General features: G+C 60.8%; 29 protein-coding genes and 1 pseudogene. 15 read left to right on the forward strand and 15 right to left on the reverse strand.

Going from position 1 to position 26433, the window contains the following annotated elements; all coding sequences use genetic code 11:
* Positions 1–15: 15 nt before the first annotated feature.
* The 8 genes and pseudogenes from MLC70_RS07050 to MLC70_RS07090 all read right to left on the reverse strand — a co-directional run bounded on the left by MLC70_RS07050 (position 16) and on the right by MLC70_RS07090 (position 10595).
* A complete protein-coding gene (locus MLC70_RS07050; RefSeq protein ID WP_248182547.1) occupies positions 16–1143 on the reverse strand; it encodes a PQQ-dependent sugar dehydrogenase in 1128 nt (375 codons plus the stop codon).
* An 86-nt stretch (positions 1144–1229) separates the two neighbouring features.
* A pseudogene (locus MLC70_RS18640) lies at positions 1230–3415 on the reverse strand (TonB-dependent siderophore receptor).
* 163 nt (positions 3416–3578) lie between these two features.
* Positions 3579–4439: a (2Fe-2S)-binding protein gene (locus MLC70_RS07065; RefSeq protein WP_248182549.1), complete on the reverse strand. Its 861-nt coding sequence runs from the start codon at positions 4437–4439 to the stop codon at positions 3579–3581.
* Positions 4426–6456 carry a Fe(3+)-hydroxamate ABC transporter permease FhuB gene (gene fhuB / locus MLC70_RS07070; RefSeq protein ID WP_248182551.1) on the reverse strand — a complete coding sequence of 677 codons (2031 nt, stop codon included), beginning with the start codon at positions 6454–6456 and terminating at the stop codon, positions 4426–4428. The genes MLC70_RS07065 and fhuB overlap by 14 nt, the downstream gene beginning before the upstream one ends.
* Complete coding sequence (locus tag MLC70_RS07075) at positions 6446–7378, reverse strand: iron-siderophore ABC transporter substrate-binding protein (protein WP_248182553.1); 933 nt, start codon at positions 7376–7378, stop codon at positions 6446–6448. The genes fhuB and MLC70_RS07075 overlap by 11 nt, the downstream gene beginning before the upstream one ends.
* Positions 7368–8141 (reverse strand): ABC transporter ATP-binding protein, encoded by a 774-nt coding sequence (locus MLC70_RS07080; protein ID WP_248182555.1) that lies wholly within the window; start codon positions 8139–8141, stop codon positions 7368–7370. Before MLC70_RS07080 ends, MLC70_RS07075 begins: the two co-directional genes overlap by 11 nt.
* Positions 8142–8250: 109 nt before the next feature.
* A complete protein-coding gene (locus MLC70_RS07085) occupies positions 8251–10041 on the reverse strand; it encodes an ABC transporter ATP-binding protein (RefSeq protein WP_248182557.1) in 1791 nt (596 codons plus the stop codon).
* A 101-nt stretch (positions 10042–10142) separates the two neighbouring features.
* Positions 10143–10595 carry a YaiI/YqxD family protein gene (locus MLC70_RS07090; protein WP_248182559.1) on the reverse strand — a complete coding sequence of 151 codons (453 nt, stop codon included), beginning with the start codon at positions 10593–10595 and terminating at the stop codon, positions 10143–10145.
* Between the two features lie 316 nt (positions 10596–10911).
* Between MLC70_RS07090 and MLC70_RS07095 the strand changes: the two genes are divergently transcribed.
* On the forward strand, positions 10912–11451 hold the full coding sequence (locus tag MLC70_RS07095) for a histidine phosphatase family protein (protein ID WP_248182737.1): 540 nt from the start codon (positions 10912–10914) through the stop codon (positions 11449–11451).
* A 70-nt stretch (positions 11452–11521) separates the two neighbouring features.
* The gene (locus MLC70_RS07100) at positions 11522–11860 is read left to right on the forward strand and encodes a zinc ribbon domain-containing protein YjdM (protein ID WP_248182562.1); all 339 of its coding nucleotides are present in this window, start codon (positions 11522–11524) and stop codon (positions 11858–11860) included.
* 23 nt (positions 11861–11883) lie between these two features.
* On the opposite strand, the gene MLC70_RS07105 is transcribed toward MLC70_RS07100, so the two are convergent.
* On the reverse strand, positions 11884–12609 hold the full coding sequence (locus MLC70_RS07105) for a tellurite resistance TerB family protein (RefSeq protein ID WP_248182563.1): 726 nt from the start codon (positions 12607–12609) through the stop codon (positions 11884–11886).
* Positions 12610–12903: 294 nt separating this feature from the next.
* Between MLC70_RS07105 and pdhA the strand changes: the two genes are divergently transcribed.
* Genes pdhA through MLC70_RS07125 form a run of 4 tightly spaced genes read left to right on the forward strand, consistent with a single transcriptional unit; the run spans position 12904 to position 16688 of the window.
* Positions 12904–13998 (forward strand): pyruvate dehydrogenase (acetyl-transferring) E1 component subunit alpha, encoded by a 1095-nt coding sequence (gene pdhA / locus MLC70_RS07110; protein WP_248182565.1) that lies wholly within the window; start codon positions 12904–12906, stop codon positions 13996–13998.
* Entirely contained in the window at positions 13995–15020 is a 1026-nt protein-coding gene (locus MLC70_RS07115; RefSeq protein ID WP_248182567.1) for an alpha-ketoacid dehydrogenase subunit beta, read from the forward strand. Before pdhA ends, MLC70_RS07115 begins: the two co-directional genes overlap by 4 nt.
* Complete coding sequence (locus MLC70_RS07120) at positions 15017–16126, forward strand: dihydrolipoamide acetyltransferase family protein (RefSeq protein WP_248182568.1); 1110 nt, start codon at positions 15017–15019, stop codon at positions 16124–16126. The genes MLC70_RS07115 and MLC70_RS07120 overlap by 4 nt, the downstream gene beginning before the upstream one ends.
* Before the next feature lie 46 nt (positions 16127–16172).
* The gene (locus tag MLC70_RS07125) at positions 16173–16688 is read left to right on the forward strand and encodes a copper chaperone PCu(A)C (RefSeq protein WP_248182570.1); all 516 of its coding nucleotides are present in this window, start codon (positions 16173–16175) and stop codon (positions 16686–16688) included.
* A gap of 5 nt (positions 16689–16693) precedes the next feature.
* Here the strand turns inward: MLC70_RS07125 and MLC70_RS07130 are convergent, their stop codons facing one another.
* Positions 16694–16870, reverse strand: a complete 177-nt coding sequence (locus MLC70_RS07130; RefSeq protein WP_248182571.1) for a DUF2897 family protein — start codon at positions 16868–16870, stop codon at positions 16694–16696.
* A gap of 85 nt (positions 16871–16955) precedes the next feature.
* On the opposite strand from MLC70_RS07130, the gene MLC70_RS07135 reads away from it, so the two are divergent.
* Both MLC70_RS07135 and MLC70_RS07140 read left to right on the forward strand, forming a co-directional pair.
* On the forward strand, positions 16956–17624 hold the full coding sequence (locus tag MLC70_RS07135) for a DNA-3-methyladenine glycosylase I (RefSeq protein ID WP_248182573.1): 669 nt from the start codon (positions 16956–16958) through the stop codon (positions 17622–17624).
* A gap of 64 nt (positions 17625–17688) precedes the next feature.
* Positions 17689–17886 carry a hypothetical protein gene (locus tag MLC70_RS07140; protein ID WP_248182738.1) on the forward strand — a complete coding sequence of 66 codons (198 nt, stop codon included), beginning with the start codon at positions 17689–17691 and terminating at the stop codon, positions 17884–17886.
* A gap of 20 nt (positions 17887–17906) precedes the next feature.
* On the opposite strand, the gene MLC70_RS07145 is transcribed toward MLC70_RS07140, so the two are convergent.
* The 3 genes from MLC70_RS07145 to MLC70_RS07155 all read right to left on the reverse strand — a co-directional run bounded on the left by MLC70_RS07145 (position 17907) and on the right by MLC70_RS07155 (position 20433).
* The gene (locus MLC70_RS07145; protein ID WP_248182574.1) at positions 17907–18476 is read right to left on the reverse strand and encodes a DUF2845 domain-containing protein; all 570 of its coding nucleotides are present in this window, start codon (positions 18474–18476) and stop codon (positions 17907–17909) included.
* Between the two features lie 77 nt (positions 18477–18553).
* Positions 18554–19399 (reverse strand): M90 family metallopeptidase, encoded by an 846-nt coding sequence (locus tag MLC70_RS07150; RefSeq protein ID WP_248182575.1) that lies wholly within the window; start codon positions 19397–19399, stop codon positions 18554–18556.
* Between the two features lie 17 nt (positions 19400–19416).
* Positions 19417–20433, reverse strand: a complete 1017-nt coding sequence (locus MLC70_RS07155) for a 2-dehydropantoate 2-reductase (protein ID WP_248182577.1) — start codon at positions 20431–20433, stop codon at positions 19417–19419.
* 143 nt (positions 20434–20576) lie between these two features.
* On the opposite strand from MLC70_RS07155, the gene MLC70_RS07160 reads away from it, so the two are divergent.
* Together MLC70_RS07160 and MLC70_RS07165 are read left to right on the forward strand one after the other, a co-directional pair.
* Positions 20577–21251 carry a spermidine synthase gene (locus MLC70_RS07160; protein ID WP_248182578.1) on the forward strand — a complete coding sequence of 225 codons (675 nt, stop codon included), beginning with the start codon at positions 20577–20579 and terminating at the stop codon, positions 21249–21251.
* A gap of 20 nt (positions 21252–21271) precedes the next feature.
* Positions 21272–22414 carry an AI-2E family transporter gene (locus MLC70_RS07165; RefSeq protein ID WP_248182579.1) on the forward strand — a complete coding sequence of 381 codons (1143 nt, stop codon included), beginning with the start codon at positions 21272–21274 and terminating at the stop codon, positions 22412–22414.
* A gap of 83 nt (positions 22415–22497) precedes the next feature.
* On the opposite strand, the gene MLC70_RS07170 is transcribed toward MLC70_RS07165, so the two are convergent.
* Positions 22498–22704, reverse strand: a complete 207-nt coding sequence (locus tag MLC70_RS07170) for a cold-shock protein (RefSeq protein WP_248182581.1) — start codon at positions 22702–22704, stop codon at positions 22498–22500.
* A gap of 294 nt (positions 22705–22998) precedes the next feature.
* Between MLC70_RS07170 and MLC70_RS07175 the strand changes: the two genes are divergently transcribed.
* The 4 genes from MLC70_RS07175 to MLC70_RS07190 all read left to right on the forward strand — a co-directional run bounded on the left by MLC70_RS07175 (position 22999) and on the right by MLC70_RS07190 (position 25298).
* A complete protein-coding gene (locus MLC70_RS07175) occupies positions 22999–23316 on the forward strand; it encodes an antibiotic biosynthesis monooxygenase family protein (protein ID WP_248182740.1) in 318 nt (105 codons plus the stop codon).
* 13 nt (positions 23317–23329) lie between these two features.
* Positions 23330–23728, forward strand: a complete 399-nt coding sequence (locus MLC70_RS07180) for a DUF2784 domain-containing protein (protein WP_248182582.1) — start codon at positions 23330–23332, stop codon at positions 23726–23728.
* A 94-nt stretch (positions 23729–23822) separates the two neighbouring features.
* A complete protein-coding gene (locus MLC70_RS07185) occupies positions 23823–24677 on the forward strand; it encodes a crotonase/enoyl-CoA hydratase family protein (RefSeq protein WP_248182584.1) in 855 nt (284 codons plus the stop codon).
* A 6-nt stretch (positions 24678–24683) separates the two neighbouring features.
* Complete coding sequence (locus tag MLC70_RS07190; protein ID WP_248182585.1) at positions 24684–25298, forward strand: CPBP family intramembrane glutamic endopeptidase; 615 nt, start codon at positions 24684–24686, stop codon at positions 25296–25298.
* On the opposite strand, the gene MLC70_RS07195 is transcribed toward MLC70_RS07190, so the two are convergent.
* The gene (locus MLC70_RS07195) at positions 25289–25708 is read right to left on the reverse strand and encodes a DUF2721 domain-containing protein (RefSeq protein WP_248182586.1); all 420 of its coding nucleotides are present in this window, start codon (positions 25706–25708) and stop codon (positions 25289–25291) included. The two genes, MLC70_RS07190 and MLC70_RS07195, sit on opposite strands and share 10 nt — an antisense overlap.
* A gap of 100 nt (positions 25709–25808) precedes the next feature.
* On the opposite strand from MLC70_RS07195, the gene MLC70_RS07200 reads away from it, so the two are divergent.
* On the forward strand, positions 25809–26417 hold the full coding sequence (locus MLC70_RS07200) for a LysE/ArgO family amino acid transporter (RefSeq protein WP_248182587.1): 609 nt from the start codon (positions 25809–25811) through the stop codon (positions 26415–26417).
* Positions 26418–26433: the final 16 nt, after the last annotated feature.

Raw genomic sequence — 26433 nt, forward strand, 5'->3', positions numbered from 1 at the left:
GCGTCCCGCAGGCCGCTACTTCGCGGGTCTGATGCGATAGACCTTGCCGTCGGAAGAGTCGGTCAGCAGCCACAAGGCGCCGTCCGGTCCCATCCGTACGTCGCGGATGCGCTCACCGAGGTCGGTCAGCAAATCCTCCTCTTCGATCACTTTTTCGTCTTCAATGCGCAAACGCACCAGTTTGCGCATTTTCAAAGCGCCCACGAACAGGTCGCCCTGCCATTCCGGAAACTGTTCCCCGGTATAGAACGCCATGCCGGATGGAGCGATGGACGGATCCCAGTAGTGCAGGGGATCGGTAACGCCCTCCATGGTGGTCTTGTTGGAGATGGTAGCGCCGGAGTAGTCAATGCCGTAGGTCACCGTCGGCCAGCCGTAGTTGTTGCCGGCGCGGATGATGTTGATCTCGTCGCCGCCTCTGGGACCGTGTTCGTTGCTCCAGATCTCGCCAGTTTCCGGATGAATGGTCATACCCTGGATATTGCGGTTGCCATAGGTGAAGAAAGAATCGTTTACCGCCGAATCGTCGAGGAACGGGTTGCCCGGGGCGGGGTCGCCTTCAATGGTAATGCGGTGAACCCCACCGGCGTCGTCGTCGGTTAGCTGGGCCCGGTCCATCTTGCCGCGGTCGCCCACGGCTACATAGAGGCGGCCCTCGGCATCAAACTCCATGCGGCCGGCGAAGTGCCGGCTGGTGTCACCCCGTGGCATGGCTTCGAAAATCACCTCCACATCCTCAAGCCGGTCTCCCTGCAGGGTTGCCCGGGCGACGCGGGTGGTCATACCCTCGCGGCTGACTTTGTGGGCGTAGCTGAGAAACAGAGTTTGGTTGTTCTCGAAATCCGGGTGCAGGATGACGTCCAGCAGCCCACCCTGGCCGGATACCACCAGATCGGGCAGACCCTCGATGGGGACTTTCTGAAGCTTTCCGTCGCGGATGCGGCGAAGCTGCCCGTTACGCTCGGTGACCAGTTGCGAGCCGTCGGGCAGAAAGGCCAGTGCCCACGGGTGGGCAAGGCCCTCCGCGATGGTTTCCAGCTGGAACGTGGCTTTGTCGGAAGTGAGGGTTTGCGCGGCACCGTGGCTGACAGTGGCAATACCGGTGAGCGTCAGTGCGGTTGCGATTCGAGCGGCCAGGTTCATGTACCCGTCTCCCTTCGTTCGTGTCTGCCGGAACATCCATTATGAATGCAGTCTAGCATCGGATACGAAGGGAGACGCTGCAGGTATCAGAATTTGTAGGTCACAGAGCCGATCACCGTCCGCTTGGTGCCAACGAAGCAGTCGCCCCGGGCCAGGCAGGTGGAGAAGTAGGTTTCGTTCTCGATGTTGTTAACGTTCAGGCTCAGATCCCAGTTGCCTCGGCCGTAGCCAATCATGGCATCAAACAGCGTTACGGCGGGTGTCTTGAGCTCATCGGCACCGTCCCAGCTGCTACCGACATAGCGTACGCCCGCCCCGGCACGGAATCCCGGAATACCGGCGATGGCGAAGTCGTGCTGGCTCCAGGCAGACGCGGTGTGCTCGGGAATACTGGCCAGGCGTGCGCCTTCATTGGCGCCTTCTTTCACTTCTGTGTCGGTGTAGGCGTAGCTGGCCAGAACATTCCATCCCGGATTGAGCGCCATGTAGGCCTCCAGTTCCACACCCCGGGCCTCGGTTTTCCCGTTCTGGATCTGATTATTGGGGTTGGCCGGATCAGGCGCGCGGCGGTTCTTCTCCTGCAGGTCGTAAACGGTTGCCGTGAAGAAGCTGGCTGATACTTGGCGCCCAGCTCGATCTGTTCACCTTCCAGCGGCTTGAAGGGCTGGTTGAAGGCGTCGAGCGCGTTGATAGGTTCGAACGATTCGGAGTAACTGATGTAAGGCGACAGCCCGAAGCCGGTCTTGTACATCAACCCGGCGCGGGTGGTAACTTCGTTGTCCTCAAAGCTTTCCCCGCCTTCGGTCTTGTTACGGGCGTTGTCGTAGCGAAGTCCCAGCACGGCAATCCAGCGCTCGTTGATGGCCACCTGATCCTGCAGGTACGCGCCAGTCTGACGCACGGTGTTTTCCGGAATGTCGCTGTAATCGGCATCGGTGATGCGCGTGTCATTACCGTACACCGGGTTGTACAGGTTCAAATCACCGATGTCCGCCAGAAACGCGGTGCGACCGTCGCTCTCGGCCCGCTGGTAATCCAGCCCGGCAATGACGGTGTGGGTGAAGTTGTCGGGGCCGAAGACCGCCTCCACCTGGTTGTCCACTGTCAGCGATTTCAGGTTGGGTTCATTGGCGTAGGCCACCCGTGAAATATCGCCGTTGTCCTGCAGAGTGGGCGGGAAAGACGGGTAGATTGACTGGTAGGTCACTTCGCTTTCCGAGTAGCGCAGGTTCTGGCGAACGGCCCAGGTGTCGTTGAAGCGGTGGCTGAACAGGGACGTTACCGCATCTTCCTTGGTGTCATAGCGGTCGAAATCCGGCTCACTCATGAAGACGTCGATGGGAATGTCCGGCAGGCCATTGGGCGCCGGTTTCACGGTTCCGGCGTGGGGCAGGAACTGGGTGGTGGAGCCACCGCGGTCCTCCTGGTGCAACGCCATCAGGGTCCAGTCGGTGCGGTCGCTCGGGCGCCAGGTAATGGACGGGGCAATGACCACGCGGTTGTCTTCCACCTGTTTGACCTGGGTGTCGCTGTCCCGGCCCAGCGCTACCAGGCGATAGAGCAGGGTGCCGTCGGCATTGAGCGGGCCGGTGGTGTCGATGGCGGCCTGTTTGCGGCCGTTGTTGCCAACCTGCAGGCTCAGTTCGCTCTGTTGCTCCGCGAGCGGGCGTTTGGAGGCCAGGTTAATGATGCCGCCGACATTGCCCTGCCCGAACATCACCGACGAAGGCCCCCTTACGATTTCAATGCGTTCCAGAGTGTAGGGCTCGGTGCGGGGGCGGTTATAGAAACCGAAGCCCTTCTTCATGCCATCAAGGAAAATCACCGGATCCCCACCGCGGATGGACTGCCAGTCGCCCCGGCTGTCCAGGCCGAACTGTTCAGCGCCGACACCGGCGGAATAACGCAGGGCTTCCTGCACACTGGTGACGCCCTGATCTTCCATCTGTTGACGGGTGACGACCGAAATGGCCTGCGGGGTTTCTGCAATCGGCGTGCTGGTTTTGGTGGCGCTCAACGCCGTTTTTGCGCGGTAGCCGTCGACCGGTGCCCGGGGATCTTCCAGGCGCTCGCCGGTCACTTCGATGGCGCCCAGCGTGGCGGTTTCGGCCTGGGCAGCGGGAGCGAGAAGCGGTGTCAACAACAGGCCGGACGTGAGCCAGGCGGACGCAGTTAAAGAGGAAACACGGGGTGCACGGGTGCATTTTTCAGACAACATGGACAGCTTACCTTTGGTCTGTATGGAAGATGCTCGCCGACGAACAAGTAACATTGCCGGGTTTTAATTCGGCGCTAATAATAATGATAACGATTAACATTTGCAATGTTGTGATGTAAATTGGTGGGGTGACGTCAGGTAGCGATTAGGGAGGGCGCAATGACACCGGAAGAGGAAGCCATCGAAGGACTGAAACTGGCCGCAAGCTGCGGCCTGTCTATTCTGGTGCTGGCCAGTATCCTGCTGCTTGGCTCGGCACTGGCTGGCGTCTAGCCGCGGCGATACGGTCCTTGCGGTAGATGCCGCAAGTGCCACAGTAGCCGCCATCCGGCAGCAGATACTTCAGGCAGCAGCCTCTGCGCTGCGGAATCGCACAGGGCTGCTTGCTGAACTCGGTGGGAATCCAGTCGATAAAACGATTGGCATCGCACTCGAACTGCTTGAGCCAGGCCTGCGCCAGCTGGCACAGGGCCGTGGGTTCGGCCCGGTTCCAGACCACCGAGAAAGGGGCGCCCAGCCCGAGACCGATGCTGCTCCAGTAGGCCCCCGGGCTGATCCCCAGTACCTTGCGGAACATCGGATACCAGTCGTTGGCGAGGGCTGCCATGCCGCTGACAAACCCGGGCACCGACACCGGGGGCCCGCTGCTTGTCATCCCCCAGCGTGTCGGGGGCGTGTCCACAGCATCGAACGCCGTGCGCGTCGGGAGCATTGTGAAAAAGATGCGATCCGGATCGGGCAGTGGCGTTTCACCCTGCAGAAACAGCCGCAGGGTCAGCGGCGCAATAATGTTGAGTGCGAGATCCTGCTGCAATACCGATAACCGCGCGGTGACGGCTCTGGCGGTTTGCGCGTCTGCATAGTCATCGCGGATCTGTCGTGTCAGCCGTTCCGGTTCGCTGAGGCATTGTGCCAGAGACATCAGGGCAGGCTGCCGGGGCTCCTGTGGTTGCAGCGCTCCCTTAATTGCTCCCTTCAGCGCTACCCCCAGTTCGGCATCCCGGTCCAGCCCGGCCTTTGCCAGCAGGTCGTGGTAGCGTTGCGGCCATTGCCGGTTGTCGGTGTCAGGCGCGGCCATGTCGGCTTAATCCCCACAGGAAGTAAACGCCGCCAACCAGCGCTGCCAACAACCCGGCCGGAAGTTGAGCCGGGAACACCACGATGCGGGACAGGTAATCGGCAACGGCAAGCAGCAGCCCGCCCACCAGACCCGCCACAATCATCTGGCGGCCAACAGTTTGCTGTCCCAGCACACGGGCCAGATGGGGCGCGATCAGGCCGGCAAAACTCAGCGGCCCGATCACCACCGTGGCGGAAGCCGTCAGCACCGCCGCTACCAACAGCAGCAACAGTCGGGCCCGAGCCACCGGCAACCCCAGCGATGAGGCCGAGGTGTCGCCAAGAGGCAGCAGGGTGAGCGGACGCACTACCAGGCCCAACAGCCCGCAGATCAGCAACACAAAGGCCATCAGGCCGAACGCTTCATGTTCCGAAATCAGCCAGGTGGAGCCGTACATCCAGTTCAGCAACGGGGCCGCAACGGGGCCGCCGGAGGCCATCACCAGTCGCAGGCCGGCGTCCATGAACACGTACAGTGCCAGGCCACCAAGCAGAAGCTGGTTGCCGGCAAAGCGGTGTTTGCGGGCCAGCAGGATCAGCAGGCCTAGGGCCGCGGCGGCACCGAGTGTGGCCGCGCCCAGCTGACCCACCCGACCCACCTCCAGTCCGGAAACCACGATCACCACCATCACCAGTGCCGCGCCCCCGCTGATGCCCAGCATTTCCGGGCTGCCCATGGGGTTGCCGGTCATCCGTTGTATCAGCGTGCCGGCCAGCCCCAGCGCGACTCCGGCCAGCATGGCTGCCAGCAATCTCGGCCCCCGCCAGACCCAGGCCTCGTGCCACTGGCTGATCAGGGTCCAGTTCCAGCCTTCCAGGCCTGGTGACCAGCCCATGGAGATCACGATGGTGGCCAGCAGCAGGGTGACCAGTGCACCCCCAATCAGCACGGGGGACCGGCGTTGCGGCGGGAACCTGGCGGGGCCTGATTCCTGACCCGGCATACGGTGGGTGTCTCTGAAGCCCTGCAGAGCCAGCAGGATAACCGGTCCGCCGATCAATGCGGTGGTCGTACCGGTGGGCACCAGTGAGCCGTCACCCCAGGTCGAGGCCCAGTGCGCCAATGTGTCGGCCAGCAGCAACAGGCCGCCGCCCAGCAAGGTGCTCCACAGCAGCCGGCTGCCGAGGGTGCGGGCGCCGAGCAGGCGCGCCAGCACCGGAGCGGCCAACCCGATAAACGCCACGACACCGACCCGACTGACCACGGTCGTGCTCATGACCACCACCAGAAGCAGGGCCAGCATCCGGACCAGGGCGACTTTTGCCCCCAGCGAGCTGGCGGAGGCCTGCCCCAGCTGCAGCAACTGCAAGGGCCGAATCAGTGCCAGCATCAGCATGGCCAGCACCAGCACCCGCGGCCAGAGATCCATGAACGGCCCCCAGTTGTTCTGAACCAGAGAGCCGGCACCCCAGATAAACAGGTTGCCGAGCCACTCGCCTTTCAGCAGCAGGAAGGCCATGTTCATGGCACCGAGGAAAAAGGTGATCACCAGCCCGGCCAGAATCACGGTGACCGGCGAAAAGCCCAGGCGCCATGTCAGCGCGATCACCAGCCCGATGGCCAGCAGCCCGCCGGCCAGTGCCGCCAGATCCGGGTTAAAGGCCAGCAGGCCTGGAGCGAACAGGGTGGCCACCGTGACCCCGAATTGCCCGCCGGCTTCCACCCCGAGTGTGGTGGGCGACGCCAGTGGATTGCCGAGAATCTGCTGGGTCACGGCGCCGGCCAGGCCCAGGCCGCAGCCAATCAGTACGGCGATCGACACCCGCGGCGCCCAGCTGTAGTGCGCCAGCACCGAGGAATACTGATCCGGATCGAAAGTCCAGAAGGCGGCAACCAGGGCAGCGGGCTGCAGCTGGTTGAGCCAGGGCATGGCACTTGCGGCCAGGGCACCCAGCCAGAGGACAACCGCCGCGATGGGCAGCGTGGCCCGGATGGTCGGGCGCGCCGATGGCAGGCGGGCGGACTCAGCGTACATTGTCGTGGCCTCCGGCCAACAGGCTGTCGGTGAGCTGAACCGCCAGCCGTTTGATCTGGAACAGGCCGCCGAAAGGCCAGGTGGTATCGACCGGATAGATCTGCTGCTGTTTTACCGGTGGCAAATAGGTCCAGAACGGGCTGATCGCCAGCGTGTCCGCGAGCCCCGGCGGCAGGGGGGAAATCACCACGATGCGACTGTTCCCATAAGGCGCAAGCGCTTCCAGACCGACCACGGAAAATCCCCAGAAATTGCCCTTCCGCGGCCAGGCGTTGCTCAGGCCGAGGCCGTCCAGAACGGTCTGGTAGAGGCCGTTGGGGGCGTAGATCCGCACATGGCGGTCGTCCAGAAAATTCACCAGAGCCACCGGGCGGTCGCTCAGGTCTGCGGTTTCCAGTCTTTGCCGTTGGATCGCCAGGGTTTCCTCGATATCGGCAATCACGGCGTCTGCGCGGTCTTCGCGACCCAGCATCTGCCCCAGTGTCACCAGCATTTCACGAGATTTCTCCCGTGGTCGGCTGCCTTCCCGGTACACGCTGATGACGTAGGTGGGGGCGATCCGCTCCAGCAGTTCTGCGGCCGGTGCCATTTCGGCACTGGTGACAATCAGGTCCGGTTTCAGCTCGGCAATGGCCTCAAGGCTGGGTGCCACGCGGGTGCCGATATTGTGCACACCCTCCGGGAGTTCCGGCTCCTTGACCCAGACGGAATAGCCGTCACGATCCGCCATGCCGATCGGCGTCACACCCAGCAGCAGCAACGCTTCCGTGGCCGCCCAGTTGAGGGTGACCACCCGCGCTGGCGGTTCATCCAGGCTGACCGTGCCGTACTCATGTTGCCATGTAGCCGCACCCGCCAGCATGGGGGCCAGGCTCAACAGCAGTGCCATAACCAGGTGAACCGGCCGGTGTTCAGTGAACATAGGACACCCACTGGCCCGGTGCGCGTTCGAGCACGCCCATGGGCACGCCGTAGATAGACTCGAGGATGCCGGAATCCATGATGTTGCGGGGGCTGCCATCGGCGACCAGCGCTCCGGACTTCAGCGCCACCAGTCGGTCACAGAAACGGGCCGCGAGGTCCACATCGTGCAGCACCACCACCACCGTGAGTTCCCGTTCCTCTGCGAGGCGATGCACCAGCCGCAGGGTCTCGACCTGGTGTTTCACATCGAGGGCGGAGATGGGCTCGTCCAGCAGCAGGCAGCGGGTCTGCTGGGCAAGCAACAGGGCGATCCACGCGCGCTGCCGTTCGCCGCCCGACAGGGTATCCACCGAGCGATGCTGGAACCGGGTAAGCCCGGTATCGTTGATGGCCTGGTCGATCAACCGATGGTCTTCGGCGTTGTAACGCCCGAGTGGCCCCCGCCAGGGGTAGCGACCCAGAGCAACCAGTTCGCGCACGGTCAGTCCGTCGGTTCCCGGCGGGTGCTGGGGCAGGTAGCCCACCGTACGCGCAAACTCGCGGGCACCGGTGCGTTGGAAAGAGGTGCCCAGCACACGGACGTCGCCAGCAGACGGCGCCATCTGACGCGCCAGGATTTTCAACAGCGTGGACTTGCCGGAGCCATTGTGACCGAGCAGTGCAGTCACTTCGCCTTCGCGAAAGTCCAGAGTGACATTGCGAAGGATGGCGGCGTCACCGATGCGCACACCCAGGCCGGATACTTTGAAGAACGCAGACATGCAGGCTCCCGGATTTGTGGGACGTTTCAGAGGGATAAGCTCCGAGGGCCTGCAGAATAATCTAAATGCGAATTACTATCAATATAATTTAAGCCAGAGCTACGGTGGTTCAGACCTGGCCGGTCTGCACCCGCCATTGGGCCGCGTAGGCGCCATCGTGGTCCAGCAGCTGTTGATGCGTGCCGCTTTCCACCACCGTGCCGGCATCCACAACGGCGATGGTGTCCGCATCGACGATGGTGGACAGGCGGTGGGCAATCATGATCACCGTGCGGTTATGGCCAATGCGCTTGAGGGAGCGCTGGATGGCGGCTTCGGTTTCGTTGTCTACGGCACTGGTGGCTTCGTCCAGAACCAGAATGGGCGGATTCTTGAGCAGCGCGCGGGCCAGGGAAAGGCGCTGGCGCTGGCCACCGGAAAGGCGAATGCCACGCTCCCCCACCGGGGTATCGAGGCCATCGGGCAGGGCTTCGATAAAGGACCAGGCTTCGGCGGTCTTCGCGGCGTCGATGATCTCGCTGTCTGACGCATCTGGCTTGCCGTAGGTCAGGTTGTCGCGAATGCTGCCCTCGAACAGGTACACATCCTGGCTCACCAGTCCGATGGCTTTACGCAGGGATTTCAGGCTGATGCCCTGAATGGGCTGGCCATCGATGCGGATATCGCCGTGGCTGGGGTCGTAGAACCTCAGCAGCAGTTTGATCAGCGTCGACTTGCCGGAGCCGGTTGCGCCCACCAGCGCCAGGGTATTGCCCGCCGGTACATGCAGGTCGATATCGCAAATGCCGGCGCCACTGCTGGGATAGTGAAAGCTTACTTTGTTCAGGGTGACCTCGCCCTGAACCGGCTCGCTGAGCGCCTTGCCGGCTGCGTCCCGCACGTGGACCGGTTCCGACAGCAGGTCGAGGATGCGTCGGGTGCTGGCCATGGCGCGCTCGAACAGGTCAATCACTTCCGCCAGTCCGGTCAGCGGCCAGAGCAAGCGCTGGGTGAGGAACACCAGCACGCCGTAGGCGCCCACGTTCAGGTCGCCACTCAGGGCCATCATGCCACCCACGGTGAATGTCGCGAGGAAGCCGGCGAGAATGGCCATGCGGATGATCGGGATAAACGCCGAGCTGATGCGAATGGCGCGGCGATTGGCCTCCACGTAAGCTTCGCTGCTTTCTTTCAGGCGCCGGGCTTCCCGGGTTTCAGCGGTGAAACTCTTGATGGTGGCAATGCCGCCGAGGTTGTTGGCGAGGCGGCTGGACAGATCCCCCACTTTTTCCCGCACGTCGGCATACAGCGGGCCGGCCTTGCGCTGGAAATAGAACGCGCCCCAGATGATCAGCGGGATCGGCGTGAAGGCGAGCAGCGCAATCAGTGGGGATAGGACGAAGAAGACCGCGCCCACAGCGATCACGGTGACCACCACCTGGATCATGGCGTTGGCACCGCCGTCGAGGAAGCGTTCCAGCTGGTTTACGTCGTCGTTCATGGTGGCCACTAACTGACCGGAGCTGCGGGCCTCGAAAAAGCTCATGTCCAGGCGCTGGGCATGCTCATAGGCATCCTGTCGCAGATCCGACTGCAGCCGCTGGGCCAGATTGCGCCAGAGGATCTGAAACAGGTATTCGAACAGGGACTCACCGGCCCAGATGAAGAAGGTCAGGATGGCCAGAATGGTGATCTGTTCTTGCGCGGTCTCAAACCCGAGGCCGGCCACAAAGCTTGCTTCCTTGTTGACCACCACATCAATGGCCACGCCGATGAGAATTTCCGGCGCAATGTCGAACAGCTTGTTGATGACCGAGCAGGTGGCGGCCGCGATGATCTGGCGGCGGTAACCCCGGGCATACCTGAGCAGGCGTGCCAGGGCGGCAAAGCTACTGGTGGTGTTCTGGCTGGTTGAAGACATACTCCGCTTCTCTCCTGTGAAACGCGCGGGCAATGAGCGGCCTGCAGGTGTAAAGGCGGCAAGGGTAGCGGATTTACTGATCGTTTAAAAGAGAATCATTATCACTTACGGTTGTTCTGTTGCAACCAGCGGTCCAGTTTGTCTGCGAATTCCTTGCGATCGCCCTGGTTGAACGGCGCGGGGCCCCCGGTAACCTGCCCGGCGTTTCGCATCTCTTCCATGAAGTTACGCATGGCGAGGCGCTGGCGGATATTTTCTTTGGTGAACGCCTGGCCCCGAGGGTTGAAGACGTCTGCGCCTTTTTCGATGGCTTCGGCGGCCAGCGGGATGTCCTGGGTTATGACCAGGTCGCCTTTGTGCATCTGGTCCATAATTTCGTTGTCGGCGACGTCGAAGCCCTGGGGGACCTGCCGGCGGCTGATGTAGGGGCTCGGAGGCAGGGTGATGGCGTGGTTGGCGATAAAGGTGGTCTGGATTTGCCAGCGGGCGGCGGCACGGCAGAGGATTTCCCGGATGGGCACGGGGCAGGCGTCGGCGTCGACCCAGATTGGCATGGTTGGTTCCTTTGTCGGTTTGGCTCTTGGGGAGGAGTTTACCGTTTGTTGTTGTGAGCCTGGTAGTTCTGGTCCGCGTATTTATGATCAGGCCTGCGACTTGGGCGCGGGGCGCTCTTGCAGATCACTTTCCAAAAAACGCTACGAGCACATCCGTGTGCGCTTGATCTCCGGCCATCCATGGCCTCCGACATTTTTGGAACGTGATCCGCAAGAGCGCCGTCCGGCTTCACGGAAAACTCCGCGACCGAGCCGTGTTAAATAGCAGCTCAGGGGAGTTTGAGGAATGGCACGATTTGCTTTCGTTTTTGTGTTGATGGCGCTCATTGGGGCACCGCAAACCGTGAATGCCGACGAGTCGGAGGCCTGGGAAGCCCTGCGAGAAGGCCGGGCCGTGCTGATGCTGCGTCATGCCCTGGCGCCCGGCACCGGTGATCCGGCCAACTTCGATTTGGATGACTGCAGCACCCAGCGCAATCTGAATGATCAGGGGCGGGCGCAGGCGAAGGCCTGGAAGCCGTTTTTGCGGGATCAGGGCATTGATGAGGCCCGGGTGTTCACCAGCCAGTGGTGCCGCTGCCTGGAAACGGCCCGCGGGATGGATGTGGGGGAGGTGACGGAGTGGCCGTCGCTGAATTCATTCTTCCGCAATCGGGCGGATGGCGGTATGGCAACGAAGCAGACCATCGCGCGGGTCAACGAGCTGGGTGAGGGGCTGCCGGTTGTGCTGGTGTCTCATCAGGTCAATATCACCCGGCTCGCAGGGGTGTTTCCGGCGTCCAACGAGGGGGTCATCATTGCTCTGCCATTGTCTGAGGCCCCGACCATTCTGGCGCGGGTTTCGCCCGAAACCTGATGGGCCTTGCAACCGGTGTCGGCGGTTTCTGGTAAACTGCGTACTTTTTTACCGCTACAGGAATCAGCGCATGTCCCAGCTACCGCCTTGCCCCCAATGTCAGTCCGAATACGCCTACACAGATGGAGAACAGCTGGTTTGCCCGGAGTGTGGCCATGAATGGACGGAGGCGGAAGCCGCGGCCGCCGAAGCGAGCAATACTATCCGCGACGCCAACGGTAACGAGCTGCAGGACGGCGATACGGTTACGGTGATCAAGGATCTGAAGGTGAAAGGCTCCAGTTTGGTGGTGAAAGTGGGCACCAAAGTGAAAAACATCCGTCTGGTGGACGGTGATCATGACATCGACTGCAAGGTCGAGGGTATTGGCGCCATGAAGCTGAAATCGGAATTTGTGAAAAAAGCCTGAGACTGACTTGAACAGCGCCGCGGTCAGGCGGCGCTCTGGACTTGATGGTCAAGCTGCCGGGCCAGTTCCGGTTCCAGTTTTAACGCGTTTGCCAGTTGATCCAGCCATGCCCGTTCCATGGGGTTCTGGTTGTCGATCATGATCGCGCTGACCAGATAGATTTCACGGCTTGCCTGGGGAGAGTCGGCATTGCGTGCCAGTTCCGCGGCATCCAGCGGGGCATCAAATTGCTGTTGAATCCACGCATGCAGTTCGTCGTCTGGTCCCAGCTTTTCAATTTCCTGGGTCAGTATCGTGCGCTCGTTGGCATCAATGTGGCCGTCGGCCCGTGCGGCCATGATCATGGCTTGCAGTATTTCCAGTCCACGACGCTCCTGGGCCTGCCCCTGCAGTTGTTCGATCGGCTGTCCCTGGTTGTGAGTGGCCATGGGTTGCGGGCCGCCCCGGGCGTTGTCCTGGTAGTTCTGATAGGCCTTCCAGGCGAGCACGCCCACGCCCGCCAGAGCGCCGTATTTCAGTGCCGTGCCACCCATCTTGCGCCCGCGTTTCGATCCCAGCATCAGGCCCAGTGCACCGCCGCCAAGCAGGCTCTTGACGTCCACGCCGCGGCTGCCTCCTTGTCCGCCGCGGAACTGTGTGCCAACGTTCTGAACCACTTTGTTCAGTTCCATGCCGCTCTGTGATCCGCCGCCAGAGGGACTACCTGAGGCCTGTTGCATGATCTGGTTCAACACGTTCATCACGTTCATGGTGGTGCTCCTCACGATGGGATACGTCGCTTTATTCTAGACTGGCCATTTTTCCTTTTTCATTAAGCTGTTGTTAGCTTCTGGCAGGCGGTTCCCCGCCCGGGTGTATTGAACTATCCGTGGTCATCGTCTAAATATTAAACAGAGCGCCTTCGGGGCCTCTGCGCAAGTCCCAGCAACGCGAAACCCGCGTTCCAACAAAACAGCCACCCCAGAACTGCCGGCCGGCCCGCCACAAGCAGGCTTTCTTCGCAGTCAGCGCCTTCACCAAAAGGCAGGGGAGAGGAGGATGGGATGAGACAACGCCACGAATTTCACGTGGACAGCACCCGTTACCTGGATGATCACGGCAAGCCACTTGGCGAGCTACCACCTCAGGCCGAACAGACCGAACGTACCCTGGCCGCCTACCGCAACATGGTGCTGACCCGCGCCTTTGACACCAAAACCATCGCCTTGCAGCGCACCGGCAAATGCGGGACCTACCCGTCGGTTCTCGGGCATGAGGTGATTGGCACCGCGATCGGCCAGAGCCTGGCCAGTACCGATGTGTTCGTACCTTACTACCGGGATCAGGCAACGCACATCCTGCGTGGCGTCAGCCTCACGGAATTGCTGCTGTACTGGGGGGGCGATGAACGTGGCAGTGCCTGGAAACACTGCCCCGAAGACCTGCCCATCTCGGTACCCATTGCCACCCAGTGCTGTCATGCGGTGGGTGTGGCCTCCGCTTTCCGGATTCGCGGTGAAGCCCGTGCCGTAGTCTGCTGCGTCGGGGATGGGGGTACGTCGAAAGGGGATTTCCTGGAAAGCATCAACCTGGCCGGGGCCTGGCATTTGCCGGTGGTGTTCGTGGTGATCAACAACCAATGGGCGATTTCCACCCCTCGCACAGTTCAGAGCAGTGCCGAGACCATTGCACAGAAAGCGATCGGGGCCGGACTGCCCGGGCATGTGGTGGATGGCAACGATTACTTTGCGGTGACCGAAACCATGGATCAGGCACTGGCGCGTGCCCATGGCGGTAAAGGTGCGTCGGTCATCGAGGCGGTGACGTACCGGCTCGGGGATCACACCACCGCCGATGACGCCACTCGGTATCGCAGTGCCGAGGAACTGAAAAAGGCCTGGGAAAGAGACGGCCTCAAACGCCTGCAGAATTACCTCCACAACACCGGCCTCTGGGATCCGGAGCAAGAAAAACGATTGCAATCCGAATGCAAAGAGGCGGTCGACAGGGCGGTTGAGGCCTATCTGGCGACCGAGCCTGAGCCACCGACCGCGATGGTGGACTACCTGTTTGAAACTGTGCCGATGGCGCTGCAGGCCCAACGCGAACGGATTGCTGACAAGTATCGTGCCCGCACCGGGCAGGGAGGTGCTGCATGAACGCGTCTGCGCAGAAAGCCGTTGCCCGGTCCAGTGCCAGCGAAGTGAAGGACATCACTCTGGTCGAGGCCGTGAACATGGCCCTGGCCTGGGAGATGGCCCACGATGAAAGCGTGGTGGTGCTGGGTGAGGATATCGCCACCAACGGCGGTGTGTTCCGGGCGACGGTGGGCCTCAAGGAGCGCTTCGGATACAAGCGGGTGATGGACACGCCGCTGGCGGAAAACCTGATTGCCGGTGCCACCATCGGGATGGCCGTCCAGGGTCTGAAACCGGTGGCGGAATTCCAGTTCATGGGCTTCATCTACGCCGGTATGGAGCAGATGGTCAGCCACGCTGCGCGTATGCGCAACCGCACCCGTGGCCGGTTGCATTGCCCGTTGGTGTATCGCGCGCCGTTCGGTGGCGGCATTCACGCGCCGGAGCATCATTCGGAAAGTACCGAGGCGCTGTTCGCCCATGTGCCCGGCTTGCGCGTGGTGATTCCCAGTTCGCCACAGCGCGCCTATGGGCTGCTGCTGGCGGCGATTCGCAACCCGGATCCGGTGGTGTTCCTGGAGCCCAAGCGTATCTACCGTGCGGTAACCCAGAGCGTCACTGACAACGGTGACGCGCTGCCCCTGGATACCTGTTTCACACTGCGGGAGGGCGACGACGTCACCCTGATCAGCTGGGGTGCGTCCATTATGGAAACCCTGCAGGCGGCAGACAAACTCACTGAGCAGGGCATCTCGGCCGAAGTCATTGATGTGGCCACGGTGAGTCCACTGGATCGTGAAACCCTGCTGTGCTCGGTGGCCAAAACCGGCCGAGCTGTGATCGTCCATGAGGCTTGTCGCAGTGGTGGTGTCGGGGCGGAGATTGCCGCGTCCATTGCCGAAGCGGCGTTTCTGGACCTGCAGGCACCGGTGGTGAGGGTGACCGGTTACGACACCATCATGCCGTACTACCGCAACGAGCAAGCCTATCTGCCCCAGGTGGATGACATTGTGGAGGCCGTGGAACAGGTGATCGCGTTATGAAGAACTTCAAACTGCCGGATCTGGGCGAAGGCCTGCCTGAAGCGGAAATTGTGGAATGGCATGTCAAAGTGGGCGACACCGTGGCCGTGGACCAGGCGCTGGTCAGCGTGGAGACCGCCAAGGCCATTGTCGAGGTGCCGTCACCGGAGGCGGGTGTCGTCGCCAAGCTGTACGGTGAACCGGGCGACATCATCCACACCGGTGAGCCGTTGCTGGCCTACGAAGGCGAAGGCGATGACGGCGGCACCGTGGTAGGTGAGCTGAAAAAGGCCGAAGCCGGTTCCCGTCAGGACCAGTTTATTGTTGGTGCCGCGCCTTCCAGCAAGCGCGCGCGCTCCAATCGTGCAACGCCGGGGGTGCGCGCCCTGGCGGAGCGTCTGGGCGTGAGCCTGGAGCAGCTCAAGGGCAGCGGCCCGGGCGGTCTGGTCACCAACGACGACGTGCACAAGCACGCCAGTCACCAGAAGCAGCTGGGGGATTCCGAACCGCTGCGGGGCACCCGCCGCACCATGGCCAGGAACATGGCGTTATCCCACGCGCAGGTAGTGCCTGTGTCCATCTACGAGGACGTGGACATTGGCGACTGGAAAAAGGGGACGGACATCACCATGCGCCTGGTGCGGGCCATCGCCAACGCCTGTGAAACCTCGCCGGCGATGAACTGCTGGTTTGACGGCGATAACCTCAGCCGGCAGTTGCTGGATGAGGTGCACATAGGCATTGCCGTGGATACCCCGGATGGACTGTTTGTGCCAGTGTTGCGGGACGTGAACCACCGGTCCCTGAAAGATCTGCGTCAAGGCCTCGAGAACCTGCGCGACGCGGTGGCCACCCGCAAGATTCCCCCCGGGGAAATGCAGGGGGCCACCATTACCCTGTCCAATTTCGGCACCATGACCGGCCAGTATGCCAACCCGATTGTGACACCGCCGCAGGTAGCGATCGTCGGCGCGGGCACCATCCGGGAGAAAGTGGTGCCCTTCAAGGGGGCAGCGACCGTACGGCGCATCTTGCCGCTTTCGGTGACCTTTGATCACCGCGCTGCGACTGGTGGCGAGGCTTCCCGATTTCTTGGGGCTCTGGTGGAAGCTTTGGTAAAACCCTGACAAAATCCGGGTGCTACCCAAACTGACACATTATCTGCGAGCTACCATGACACGTTGCAACTCTCTGGCTGTCGGCCTGCTACTGGCCTGTTCCGTAATGACAACACTTCCCGCTGTCACCGCCGATCACCACAGCCATGGTACGGTGGTCATTGAGAATCCCTGGAGTCGCCCCACGCCGCCGGGATCCCCCATGGGCGTTGGCTACATGACCCTCACCAACACCGGTGACAGCGAGATCACCTTCACCGCGGCTGAAACACCGAGGGCCGCCAATGTCTCCATTCATCAAAGCATCATGAACGACGGGGTCATGAGCATGCAGCCGCTGAAAAACGGGCTGACGATTCCTGGCGGGGAGACCGTTGAGCTCAAACCCCACGGTTATCACCTGATGTTGGAGCAACTCGAAGGCCCCCTGAAAGCGGGCGAGGCGGTCCCGATGACACTGAGTTTTGACGGTGCAGACAGCCTGAAGGTGGAGCTGACTGTGCGATCCCTCGATGGCAAACCACTGAAACCGCAGGAAAAGAACGGGATGCATGGGCACGGTCACCACTGACCGGCTCAGTTTTCCTTGTCTTCGGCGCTTTCCTCGGCCTCCAGCTCGGCTTTGCGTTCCTGGATCTTCTTCATCTTGTCATCCGAGATGCGGAATTTCCCGGCGCTGTCTCTCAGCATGAACAGACTGCCGAGCACCAGGCCGATGGCCAGCAGAATGAATACCCATCCGATAAGCGGCATATGCGTGTCTCCCTGATCCGTGGGGTTTCCTTTATAGTGGACCACACGTTCAGCAAACCACAACCAGAATTCCGGAAACTACTCTATGTCTTTTTCCCGCATATACGATCAGGCGTCCGCTCGCAAAGGTGGAGAAGTGGCGCTGCGCGCCATGCTGCCCAAGGTTGCTGAGCCCGGTGAACTGGAATTACTGGGGGATGACCGCTACCTGTCCGAGATAACCCGCTGCATTTTCAAGGCCGGTTTCGTCTGGCGGGTGATCGAGCGCAAGTGGCCTGACTTTGAAGCCGCGTTTCAGGGCTTCGTGCCGCTTTACTGGCAGCAGGTACCGCCGGAAGTGCTTGAGGCGCTCGCACAGGATGAACGCATTGTCCGTAATATGCAGAAAATCCGCACAGTGCCTGAAAATGCCCGGCTGATCGTTGATACCGCTCGCGAGCACGGCAGTTTTGGTCAGTTCCTGGCCAGCTGGCCCTCTGCAGATCAGGTAGGCCTGCTGCTCTGGCTGAAACGCAACGGAGCGCGTCTGGGCGGAAACTCGGCTCAGTATTTCTTGCGCCGGGTGGGCTGGGACGGTTTTATACTGTCTCCTGACGTGGTCGCCGGATTGCGGCGGGAAGAGTTGCTGGATGCTACCCCGGGCAGCAAGAAAGCGCTGGTTCAGGCACAACAGGCGTTTACTCGCTGGCATGAGGAAACCGGGCTGCCCTACAGCCACCTGTCCCGCATACTCTCCTACACCGTCGGCGACTGAAGCCATCTGAATTGAGACTGAGCACACCTTGAGTCCGGACGAGCTGAACACCCTGCTGGAAGCCATGCCTGATGTGCGGGACGGCCTCACCCGGACCGAACGCATCATTCTGTATGTGCTTCAGGAGACCCAGCGGGAGCTGGATGGCCGCAATGTGCCGACCGTGATGCTGTACGGCCGGGTTCTGGAGTATGTAGATCTCAGTGAGCAGGAACTGCACCTGTATCTGGACCGGCTGGGCGTGAAGGGGGATGGTCGTTGAAGGGGTGCCAGACCCGGCACTCAGTGGCTGCCAGAACGGGATTCCACGTTGGAGACCTTGCCGTTGCGCAGGGTGACCACCTGCCGGAACTGATTGCGCGATAAGTCGTACAGCCACTCCTGCACCAGAACCGGTTGCGCACTTTGCCAGCGGTTGGCGTGCCGATGCTGCTGTGGAAACCGCCATTCGATGTTTTTCGAGATGGGTTCGCCGCAGCGGGCCACCAGCTCGTACTCATTCGAGGCCTGTCGTAAAGCCCGTGAACTGCAGCGGGCGTTGTCGGAGGTATGGAAGCCATACCCGAGGCTCTCGACACCGGTCAGTTTGCCATTGCGAAACACCAGTCGTTGCACGAACCGTTGCGGCCCACGGTTGTAGTACCAGTGCTCCTCGGTTTGCACAACGCCGAGCCCCGGAAGGGTCGCCGTGGGGTATTCTGCCACGTAGTCCGGTGTGCCACAGCGCTCTTCCACTTCCAGCGGCCAGTCGCCCTCGCTGACCAGCGAAGAGCCGCAACGCAGGGCGCCCTGTGTGTGTTGGGCGACGGTGCTGAGCGTGATCAGCGATAGCCATAGCAGGTATCGGGTCATGGGGCGGTACCGTTCGATGATGCCTTGATCTTTACTTTACTATTCGTAGGCACGATTGGTTGATGTTTACACGATTTTTACGGTGTTCCGGAGGCTTCCATGAGGTCGGGCCGCAGCGGGTCGAGGCGATAGAAACCACACAATGCCGCGTAAACCTCCGGCTGTTCACTCTTGAGGTGTTGCGGCTGCTGGTAGAAGGCTTCGGTGAGCACCGCGAAGAATTCGGCGGGCTCGGTCGCGCCATACGGATCCAGCCAGGACGAATGGTGGTGCGCCAGTGAAGTGCGCAGATTTTCGTACGCCTGCGACATGGTGCGCTGCCAATAGCGGGCCTGCTCGCCGCTGAGCGGAGGGGCACCATCGGCACTGCCATCAAGGTAATCCAGCTGATGGGCAAATTCGTGGAGAATCACATTGTGGTCGCCCTCGGGATGGACTGCGCCCTCCAGACACTCCTCCCAGGCCAGCACCACCTGGCCATAGCCGGAAGCTTCGCCGGCACGAATTTCTTCGCGCACACTCACCACCGTGCCGTCGTCCTCTTCGTGCTCAACCCGGTAACTGCCGGGATACACCAGAATGCTGCGAACCTCATCGAAATCGGAGTAGGCGCGCGCCAGAATCAGCAGGCAGGCGTGGCCGGCGATGGTCACCCGCACTCTGTCATCCACCGTAAACCCGTCACAGCCATAGAATGTTTTCTCGGCGAGGAAGAGTTGCACGCGCTGTTCCAGATGGCGGCGGGCAGGTTCGGGCAGTTGCAAGTAGAACGGCACGTTCGCGCCTAACAGCGTTCGCCAATGGTCCGGAAACGCCTTTCTCAACTCGCGATCACGACGCCATCGACGGTAAAAGAACAAGCGAAAGACGCTCAGACCGATCACGGTCAGGGCGAAGATGGCGAAGATCACGACAGAGGACATACCGGCTCAACTCCGTTTCAGGGGTGTTGCAGTGCCGAGAGCAGCTGGTCCGCGCGCCATGTCTGCCTTTGTGTTTCACATTGATGGATAAGGTCCACCAGCTTCTGGTTCACCGGGGCTTGCCGCCCCAGTTTGTTTGCCAGCTTCACGACTTCGCCATTGATCCAGTCCACTTCCGTCGGCCGGCCGGCTTGCAGGTCTTCCCACATGGACGACCGTGCCACCGGATCAATGGTGAGCATTTTCTGCGCCAGCCGGGTGAACAGCCAGTCCGGGGAAGACATCAGCGGCGGAATAAGACGCATGGGTAGACCGGTCAGTTTGACGGTGGGAATCTCCGCCTCCTTCAGTAGCTGCATGGTCTCTCGTTGAGCCATGGCCAGGCAACGGCGATACCCCCGCTGTGACAATTCCTCCAGCAGAGGCACGCCGGACAGGGCATTGATCGGGTTGTTCAGGTTCAGCAGCAGTTTCGACCACATCACCGACTCGATATCCGATCTCAGCTCCAGCGGCAGTCCCGCTGTTTCAAACCAGGGCAAAAACGCTTCGAGTGACGAGTGTTGCTCGGCCACCAGATGACCCTCAGTGCCCTGATGGAAATGACCGGGTTCCTGTTGCAGCACATTGAAGGGCACCATGCCGGCCAGCACGTTGGCCTCCGGCATGGCCGCCTGCAAATGCTCGGCGTTGGAAATGCCGTTCTGCAGACTGACGACCGGCGTGCCGGCGGGAATCCAGGGTGCCAGTTGTTTGCCCGCTTCAACCGTGGCGGCGGATTTTACGGTAACCAGAACCAGATCGGCGCCCCGGGCAGCTTCAGCCTCACAGAGGTACTGGTCGTTGGTGAGTTGGCTGCGGGCGCTGAAGCCCTGATAGTCGGTGACTACCAGGGGGACCTGTTTGAGCGTTTCCTGCAATCGTGGCCGACCGATCATCACCACATCGGCGCCTGCAGACAGCAGTCGGCCGCCAAGGTAGCAGCCGATGCTGCCGGCGCCAAAAATCACAATTCGCAAAGAGGATTCCGTCACAGAGTTCGCCTTATCCAGATCAGATTGTTTTTGTTCAAGTCAGACGCCGCTCTTTTGGCCCGCCTGCTGCAGCGGTGCCATACTCCTGAAGCCGGGACGTGAAGTATGATAGGCGCTCTCTAATCATTAGGATGACACACTTTATGGCCCGTTTTGAACTACTCGGTACCGCGACCATCCCGGGCAAGGGAACCCGGTTGAGGCTGCTTCAGCGCAATGATGAGTTTTCCATCAAGATCGCCGGTACCACCGGTGAACTGATGAACAGTCGCCTGCATGGGTCGGAGGATGCACTGGCCACACTCGCTTGCGAGCGTCTTGCGGACCACCCGGCGCCGCGGGTATTGATTGGTGGTCTGGGTATGGGGTTTACCCTGGCGGCGGCGCTGCAGTCACTGGGTGACAGCGCGGAGGTGACGGTCGCCGAACTGGTTCCGGAAGTGGAGGCCTGGAATCGCGGGCCTCTGGGATCGGCCGCCGGCTATCCATTGCATGATCCACGAGCGCGGGTACATGTGGGTGATGTGGTGCAGTTGATCCGGGATTCAGCCAGTACCTTTGATGCCATACTCCTGGATATTGATAACGGCCCGGAGGGGCTGACCCGCAAGGAAAATGACTGGCTGTACACCACGGCAGGTATCGAAGCGGCCCATGCGGCGTTGCGGCCGGATGGCATTCTGGCGTATTGGTCCGCAGGGCAGGACCCGGCCTTTACCGAACGGCTGAAGCGCGCCGGGCTCTCGGTTGATCCGGTCACCGTGCGGGCGCACCGTCCGGGCAAGGGCGCCCGCCATGTAATCTGGCTGGCGTGGTAAGAGCAAAAAGGATAACGCTCATGCAAGACAAGGATAGAAACGTGCAATCGGATCAGGCGGAACCGGTATGGAAAAGTCCGGTCAAGGTGAGGGATGCGGCGCTGGTTGTGCTTGCCACGATCGCCACTGTATTTTTCATCGACTGGGCCGAGGCCATTCTGTTGCCTCTAGTTGTGGCGGTTCTGGTGTCGTATGCGCTGGACCCTCTGGTATCCGCTTTCGGACGGCTGCGGATTCCACGTGCCGTTGGCGCGGGGATCGTTATCCTGTCGCTGATTGCGCTGGCCGCGGCGGCCAGTGTCCCGCTTCAGCGTGAAGCCATGGCCATGCTGGACAAGATCCCGCTGGCCGCGAAGCAAATCGAGCGAATACGCGCCCAGACACCGGTAGCCGGAGAAGAGGATCTGCTGGAAAAGGCGGAGAAAGCGGTAAAGGAAATCGAGTCGACGACCAAGCAGGACGACGAGGAAGACTCCGAACCTGGTGTAACGCCGGTCCGTATCGTGGATGACTCCTTCAATTTGCGGAACTACCTGATGCGTGGCTCCTCCGCGGCATTGCTGCTGTTTTCGCAGCTTTTCTCCGTTGTGTTTCTGGTGTTTTTCATGCTTTCCATCGGCAAACTCTATCGCCGAAAGATCATTCGATTGTCCGGACCATCCTTCCAGCGAATGCGCAATGCGGCCCGGCTGATGAACGATTTTCATCACCAGGTACGGCAGTTTCTGTTTGTGATGCTCGTCGGAGCTTTGTTTGTGGGTATAGCGACCTGGCTTGCCTTCCTCGCCATCGGTGTGGAAGAAGCCGGTTTGTGGGGGGTTGCGGCGGGTATCGCCAGCGGAATCCCTTACCTTGGCCCGTTTCTCGTGTTTATTGGTGTCAGTCTGGCAGCGTTTCTGCAGTTTGGAACGGTGGACATGGTGCTCGTGGTGGGGCTGGTGTCGCTGGTGATCACCAGTATTCAGGGGTATCTGATGACGCCCTGGATGACCAGCCAGGTATCAAGCCTTAATACCGTATCCATCTTTATCGGTTTGCTGTTCTGGGGCTGGATCTGGGGCCCAGTGGGGCTGATCGTCGCGACACCGATTCTGATGATCGTGAAATCCTTGTGCGATCACGTTGTCGATTTGCGACCGGTTGGGGAACTGCTGGGCAAGTAATGGCGAGGCTGGCTGGGAAAGCGGGGTAACGGAAACGAAAAAAGGCAGCCGAAGCTGCCTTTTCTTAATGCGTGGGCTGTTATTTACAGACCAACAACATTTTCCGCCTGAGGACCTTTCTGGCCCTGAGTCACGGTGAAATCAACCTGCTGGCCTTCAGCCAGAGTCTTGAAACCGCCGCCCTGAATAGCGCTGTAGTGAACGAATACGTCGGGGCCGCCTTCACGAGTGATGAAGCCAAAACCTTTTGATTCGTTGAAGAACTTAACAGTACCGGTAACAGTAGACATAGTTTAACTATCCTGAATTCTAAATTTTGTGTGCCGCCTGACCGTCGCGATGACGTCAGATCAGCGTTGTGCGGGAAACAAAAAACTGGCGTGGTCAAAAACAGGACGTTGCACTACGAATAAACTACAGAGAAGCGTCTTATTGATGAAATGCTTTGCTAAATCTTTCCAACGAGAGTCACCATACTCCTGACTGAGCGGAATGCAAAGGTATTTCTCATAAGCATTAACCAGCAGGCTCCGGTGATTGAGCGCAACCTGTGGCTGGACAGCACACTCCAGGGGGGAGGGATGATGAAATTTATTTTTGAAGTTCGTATCCGCGAGGGACATACCGCAGAGGAATACGCCGACGCCTGGGTGCGGGCCAGTGAGTTGATACAGCAGGCACCGGGCGCCCGTGGAACGGAACTGCACCGGAAGATCGGTGACCCCCACACATTGATCGCCATCGCCACCTGGGAGAGCAAGGCGGCGCGGGATGCGATGGAATCCGGGAAGAACCCTCGCATTGCCGAGATCATCCGCAGTGCCGCGCCGTTTGTGGACATCCATCCACTCGGGGAGTTCGAGGATCCGGAGTGGGTGGTGATGCCGTCCGGGCGGTCATAGCAGGATACGAACCATGCCTTATCAGATTCTGGCGGATGCGGTGCTGGCCCTTCATGTCGCGATCGTGGTGTTCGTGGTTGCCGGGCTGGTGCTGATTCTGGTCGGCAATCGGCTGGACTGGCATTGGGTTAACCGGCGTGGGTTTCGCTACCTCCACCTGTTGGCGATCGGGGTCGTGGTGTTACAGGCATGGCTGGGGGTGTTGTGCCCCCTGACCACACTGGAGATGTGGCTGCGTGCCGAGGCCGGTGAGGCAGGTTACACCGGCAGTTTTGTGCAGTACTGGTTGCAGCGTTTGCTGTACTACGAAGCGCCACCCTGGGTTTTCATCGTCGCATACTCCCTGTTCGGATTGGCCGTGCTCTTTGCCTGGTGGAAATTTCCGCCAGGCAAAGGTCCCGGGCACCAATAGCGCGCTCACAACGGGCCGGGGGTGGGCGCTGTACCCGGGAACATGGTTTAATCGGCGTTGACCCGAACCCGATCTGCGTAAAAAGGAGTGCCGCGTGCCAGAACTTGCAACCTATGAGAGTTTTTCCATTGAGGTGTCCAACCACATTGCCCATGTGCAGTTCAGTCGCCCCGACGCGCTGAACACCATGAACAAGGCGTTCTGGCTGGAACTGCTCCGCTGCATGCAGGACATTGAAGCCAACACTGACGCCCGCGTCATTGTGCTCTCATCCACCGGTAAGCATTTCTCCGCGGGCATGGATCTGAGTGTGTTCAGTGACCCGAAATCGGTGCCCATGGGCGGTGATCCGGGCCGCATGGCGGAAAACCTGCGTCGCGTGGTTCTGCAGCTGCAGGACACACTGACGTCTCTGGAGCAGATTCGCCTTCCGGTATTGGCGGCTATCCACGGTGGCTGTATTGGCGGTGCGCTGGATCTGGTCTGCGCAGCAGACAGCCGTTACTGCACCGAGGATGCCTACTTCACCATCAAGGAAACCGAGCTGGGCATGACAGCGGACGTGGGCACGCTGCAGCGTCTGCCGAAACTGATGCCCGAGGGTGTGGTGCGGGAACTCGCCTACACCGGGCGCAAATGTGCCGCCGAGGAAGCCTACCGTCTGGGGTTCGTGAATTCGGTTTACCCGGATCAGCAAGCCATGCTGGCGGCGGTCATGTCGGTAGCAGGTCAGATTGCAGCCAACTCACCACTGGCAGTGACCGGTTGCAAGGAAATGCTCAATTACAGCCGCGACCACAGCGTGGAAGACAGCCTGAAGTACATGGCCACGTGGCAGGCCGGCATGTTCCGTCCCACAGACATGATGAAAACCTTCCAGGCCAAGGCACAGAAACAGGCGCCACAATACGATGACCTGTTCCCGGTGAAGCCGCTGTTCGATCAGTAATTGCAGATGAAAAACCGGCGCCCATCCGGAATCCCCGCCCTGACGGCCCTGGCTTTTCAGGGCGCCATTGGTGTGGTCGGTCTGGTGGCCATTGTGCTGCTCGATATCCCGGTTCCGCTGCTGGGCCACGGCCTCTGGCACAGCCTTTTATGGGGTGTGATCGGAGCGATGCTGACCTATGTCGGTCTGCTTCTGTGTACCCACATTCCCGGATTGTTGCCCGACCATCTCGAGCGGCAGATGCAGGGGCTGTACGACTTCGCGGTCAGCTATTCGCCTGCCGTACTGGTGTGCCTGTCACTGCTGGCGGGCATCGGCGAGGAACTGCTGTTCCGCGGCGCGGTTCAGGGCGGGTTGCTGGTGCACACCAATGCCACGGTGGCGGTTCTGGGCGCGTCAGTGCTGTTCGGGCTGGTGCACTGGGTGTCGTTCACCTACTTCCTGATCGCAACCGGGCTGGGTCTGATTCTGGGCGTGGCCTATCTGCTGTCCGGGAGTATCGTACTGGTGATGTTCTGGCACGCGGTTTACGACGTGATTGCTCTGTTCTGCCTGCTGCGCTTTCCGCACTGGTTCGGGGTCAGACGGATTCGCCGCGGCGGTACAGGGCGTCAGGAGTAGTCGATATCCTCTTTGCCGGAACTTTTTCGGGCTTCGAAGCTGGCCAGCTCTACGTTGATGGCATTGGTCGAGATCTGTATCTCGTAGAGGGAATAGAGCAGCGATAAGGACAGCAACACCAGGCTGGCGCCGAACGCCACCACGCCCGGCAGGTCAGAGCCGAGAAACAGCAGGAACATCGACACCGTGCACAGGAAAAAGCTGAGCACCCCGTAGGTCTGCATGCGCTTGGTCAGCACAATGCGCTTACGCAGCATGCCGATCTGCCGCGCAATCAACGCATGGTCCTCCTCGGTGTCCATCTGTTTGAGCTGGCGAATCAGTTGCGCCAGAACGAGGAACCGGTTGGTGTACGCCAGTAACAGCAGCGAGATGGCAGGAAACAGCAGTGCGGGTGTGGTCAGATCCAATCGTTTGTCCTTGTGGCTGAGAAGTGTCCGATCGTCAGGCCGAGCGTCCGAGTATAGTCGCAGAGCGGCAGCCTTGCGCAACTGGATAAGGAGGTAGAGCGTGCTGGAGAGTTACCTGACAGGTTTGATTGTCTGCGGCGGAATCATCGTTGCCATTGGTGCGCAGAATGCGTATGTGCTGAGCCAGGCCATCCGCCGGGAGCATCACTGGTGGTCAGCCGGTGTTTGCATGGTGGCGGATGTCACCCTGTTTACGTTGGGGATGTTCGGTGTCAGTGCAGCATTAATGGCGATGCCCCAGGCCCTGGACATTCTGCGCTGGCTTGGGGTGGTGTTTCTTGGCTGGCTCGGGGCTCAGGCATTTATGCGAGCTGCTCGTGGCCGGGCTGCCCTGGAAACCGGCGAAGCGACCAAACGAAGCCTGAAAGCGGTGGTGTCTACGACCCTGGCCGTGACCTTGCTGAACCCGCAGGTTTATCTGGACACTCTGTTGCTGATTCCTGCAGTGGGTGCCCAGCAGCCGGATGCCACCACCTTCGTCGCCGGGGCCAGCAGTGCCTCTGTGCTGTGGTTCGGATTGCTGGCCTGGTGCGGGTCTGCCATGGCGCCGATTCTCGCGCGGCCGCTGGCCTGGCGGATCATCGATGGCTTGATCGGCCTGATGATGACCGCGATTGCGCTGCACCTTGCGCTGGGAAATGGTCTCTAGCATTCAAACGGTCGTA

Source organism: Marinobacter goseongensis (genome assembly GCF_023156235.1).
GTDB classification, from domain to species: Bacteria; Pseudomonadota; Gammaproteobacteria; order Pseudomonadales; family Oleiphilaceae; genus Marinobacter; species Marinobacter goseongensis.

Bases quoted from the DNA above. Each gene is read 5' to 3' on its own strand.
- MLC70_RS07135 (WP_248182573.1), top strand. From the start codon at position 16,956: ATGTCTTTTTCCCGCATATACGATCAGGCGTCCGCTCGCAAAGGTGGA.
- MLC70_RS07175 (WP_248182740.1), top strand. From the start codon at position 22,999: ATGAAATTTATTTTTGAAGTTCGTATCCGCGAGGGACATACCGCAGAG.
- MLC70_RS07085 (WP_248182557.1), bottom strand. From the start codon at position 10,041: ATGTCTTCAACCAGCCAGAACACCACCAGTAGCTTTGCCGCCCTGGCA.
- MLC70_RS07100 (WP_248182562.1), top strand. From the start codon at position 11,522: ATGTCCCAGCTACCGCCTTGCCCCCAATGTCAGTCCGAATACGCCTAC.
- MLC70_RS07075 (WP_248182553.1), bottom strand. From the start codon at position 7,378: ATGTTCACTGAACACCGGCCGGTTCACCTGGTTATGGCACTGCTGTTG.
- MLC70_RS07150 (WP_248182575.1), bottom strand. From the start codon at position 19,399: ATGTCCTCTGTCGTGATCTTCGCCATCTTCGCCCTGACCGTGATCGGT.
- MLC70_RS07165 (WP_248182579.1), top strand. From the start codon at position 21,272: ATGCAAGACAAGGATAGAAACGTGCAATCGGATCAGGCGGAACCGGTA.
- MLC70_RS07115 (WP_248182567.1), top strand. From the start codon at position 13,995: ATGAACGCGTCTGCGCAGAAAGCCGTTGCCCGGTCCAGTGCCAGCGAA.
- MLC70_RS07145 (WP_248182574.1), bottom strand. From the start codon at position 18,476: ATGACCCGATACCTGCTATGGCTATCGCTGATCACGCTCAGCACCGTC.
- MLC70_RS07180 (WP_248182582.1), top strand. From the start codon at position 23,330: ATGCCTTATCAGATTCTGGCGGATGCGGTGCTGGCCCTTCATGTCGCG.
- MLC70_RS07140 (WP_248182738.1), top strand. From the start codon at position 17,689: ATGCCTGATGTGCGGGACGGCCTCACCCGGACCGAACGCATCATTCTG.
- MLC70_RS07190 (WP_248182585.1), top strand. From the start codon at position 24,684: ATGAAAAACCGGCGCCCATCCGGAATCCCCGCCCTGACGGCCCTGGCT.
- MLC70_RS07105 (WP_248182563.1), bottom strand. From the start codon at position 12,609: ATGAACGTGATGAACGTGTTGAACCAGATCATGCAACAGGCCTCAGGT.
- MLC70_RS07160 (WP_248182578.1), top strand. From the start codon at position 20,577: ATGGCCCGTTTTGAACTACTCGGTACCGCGACCATCCCGGGCAAGGGA.
- MLC70_RS07090 (WP_248182559.1), bottom strand. From the start codon at position 10,595: ATGCCAATCTGGGTCGACGCCGACGCCTGCCCCGTGCCCATCCGGGAA.
- MLC70_RS07125 (WP_248182570.1), top strand. From the start codon at position 16,173: ATGACACGTTGCAACTCTCTGGCTGTCGGCCTGCTACTGGCCTGTTCC.
- MLC70_RS07120 (WP_248182568.1), top strand. From the start codon at position 15,017: ATGAAGAACTTCAAACTGCCGGATCTGGGCGAAGGCCTGCCTGAAGCG.
- MLC70_RS07050 (WP_248182547.1), bottom strand. From the start codon at position 1,143: ATGAACCTGGCCGCTCGAATCGCAACCGCACTGACGCTCACCGGTATT.
- MLC70_RS07065 (WP_248182549.1), bottom strand. From the start codon at position 4,439: ATGGCCGCGCCTGACACCGACAACCGGCAATGGCCGCAACGCTACCAC.
- MLC70_RS07130 (WP_248182571.1), bottom strand. From the start codon at position 16,870: ATGCCGCTTATCGGATGGGTATTCATTCTGCTGGCCATCGGCCTGGTG.
- MLC70_RS07095 (WP_248182737.1), top strand. From the start codon at position 10,912: ATGGCGCTCATTGGGGCACCGCAAACCGTGAATGCCGACGAGTCGGAG.
- fhuB (WP_248182551.1), bottom strand. From the start codon at position 6,456: ATGTACGCTGAGTCCGCCCGCCTGCCATCGGCGCGCCCGACCATCCGG.
- MLC70_RS07170 (WP_248182581.1), bottom strand. From the start codon at position 22,704: ATGTCTACTGTTACCGGTACTGTTAAGTTCTTCAACGAATCAAAAGGT.
- MLC70_RS07080 (WP_248182555.1), bottom strand. From the start codon at position 8,141: ATGTCTGCGTTCTTCAAAGTATCCGGCCTGGGTGTGCGCATCGGTGAC.
- pdhA (WP_248182565.1), top strand. From the start codon at position 12,904: ATGAGACAACGCCACGAATTTCACGTGGACAGCACCCGTTACCTGGAT.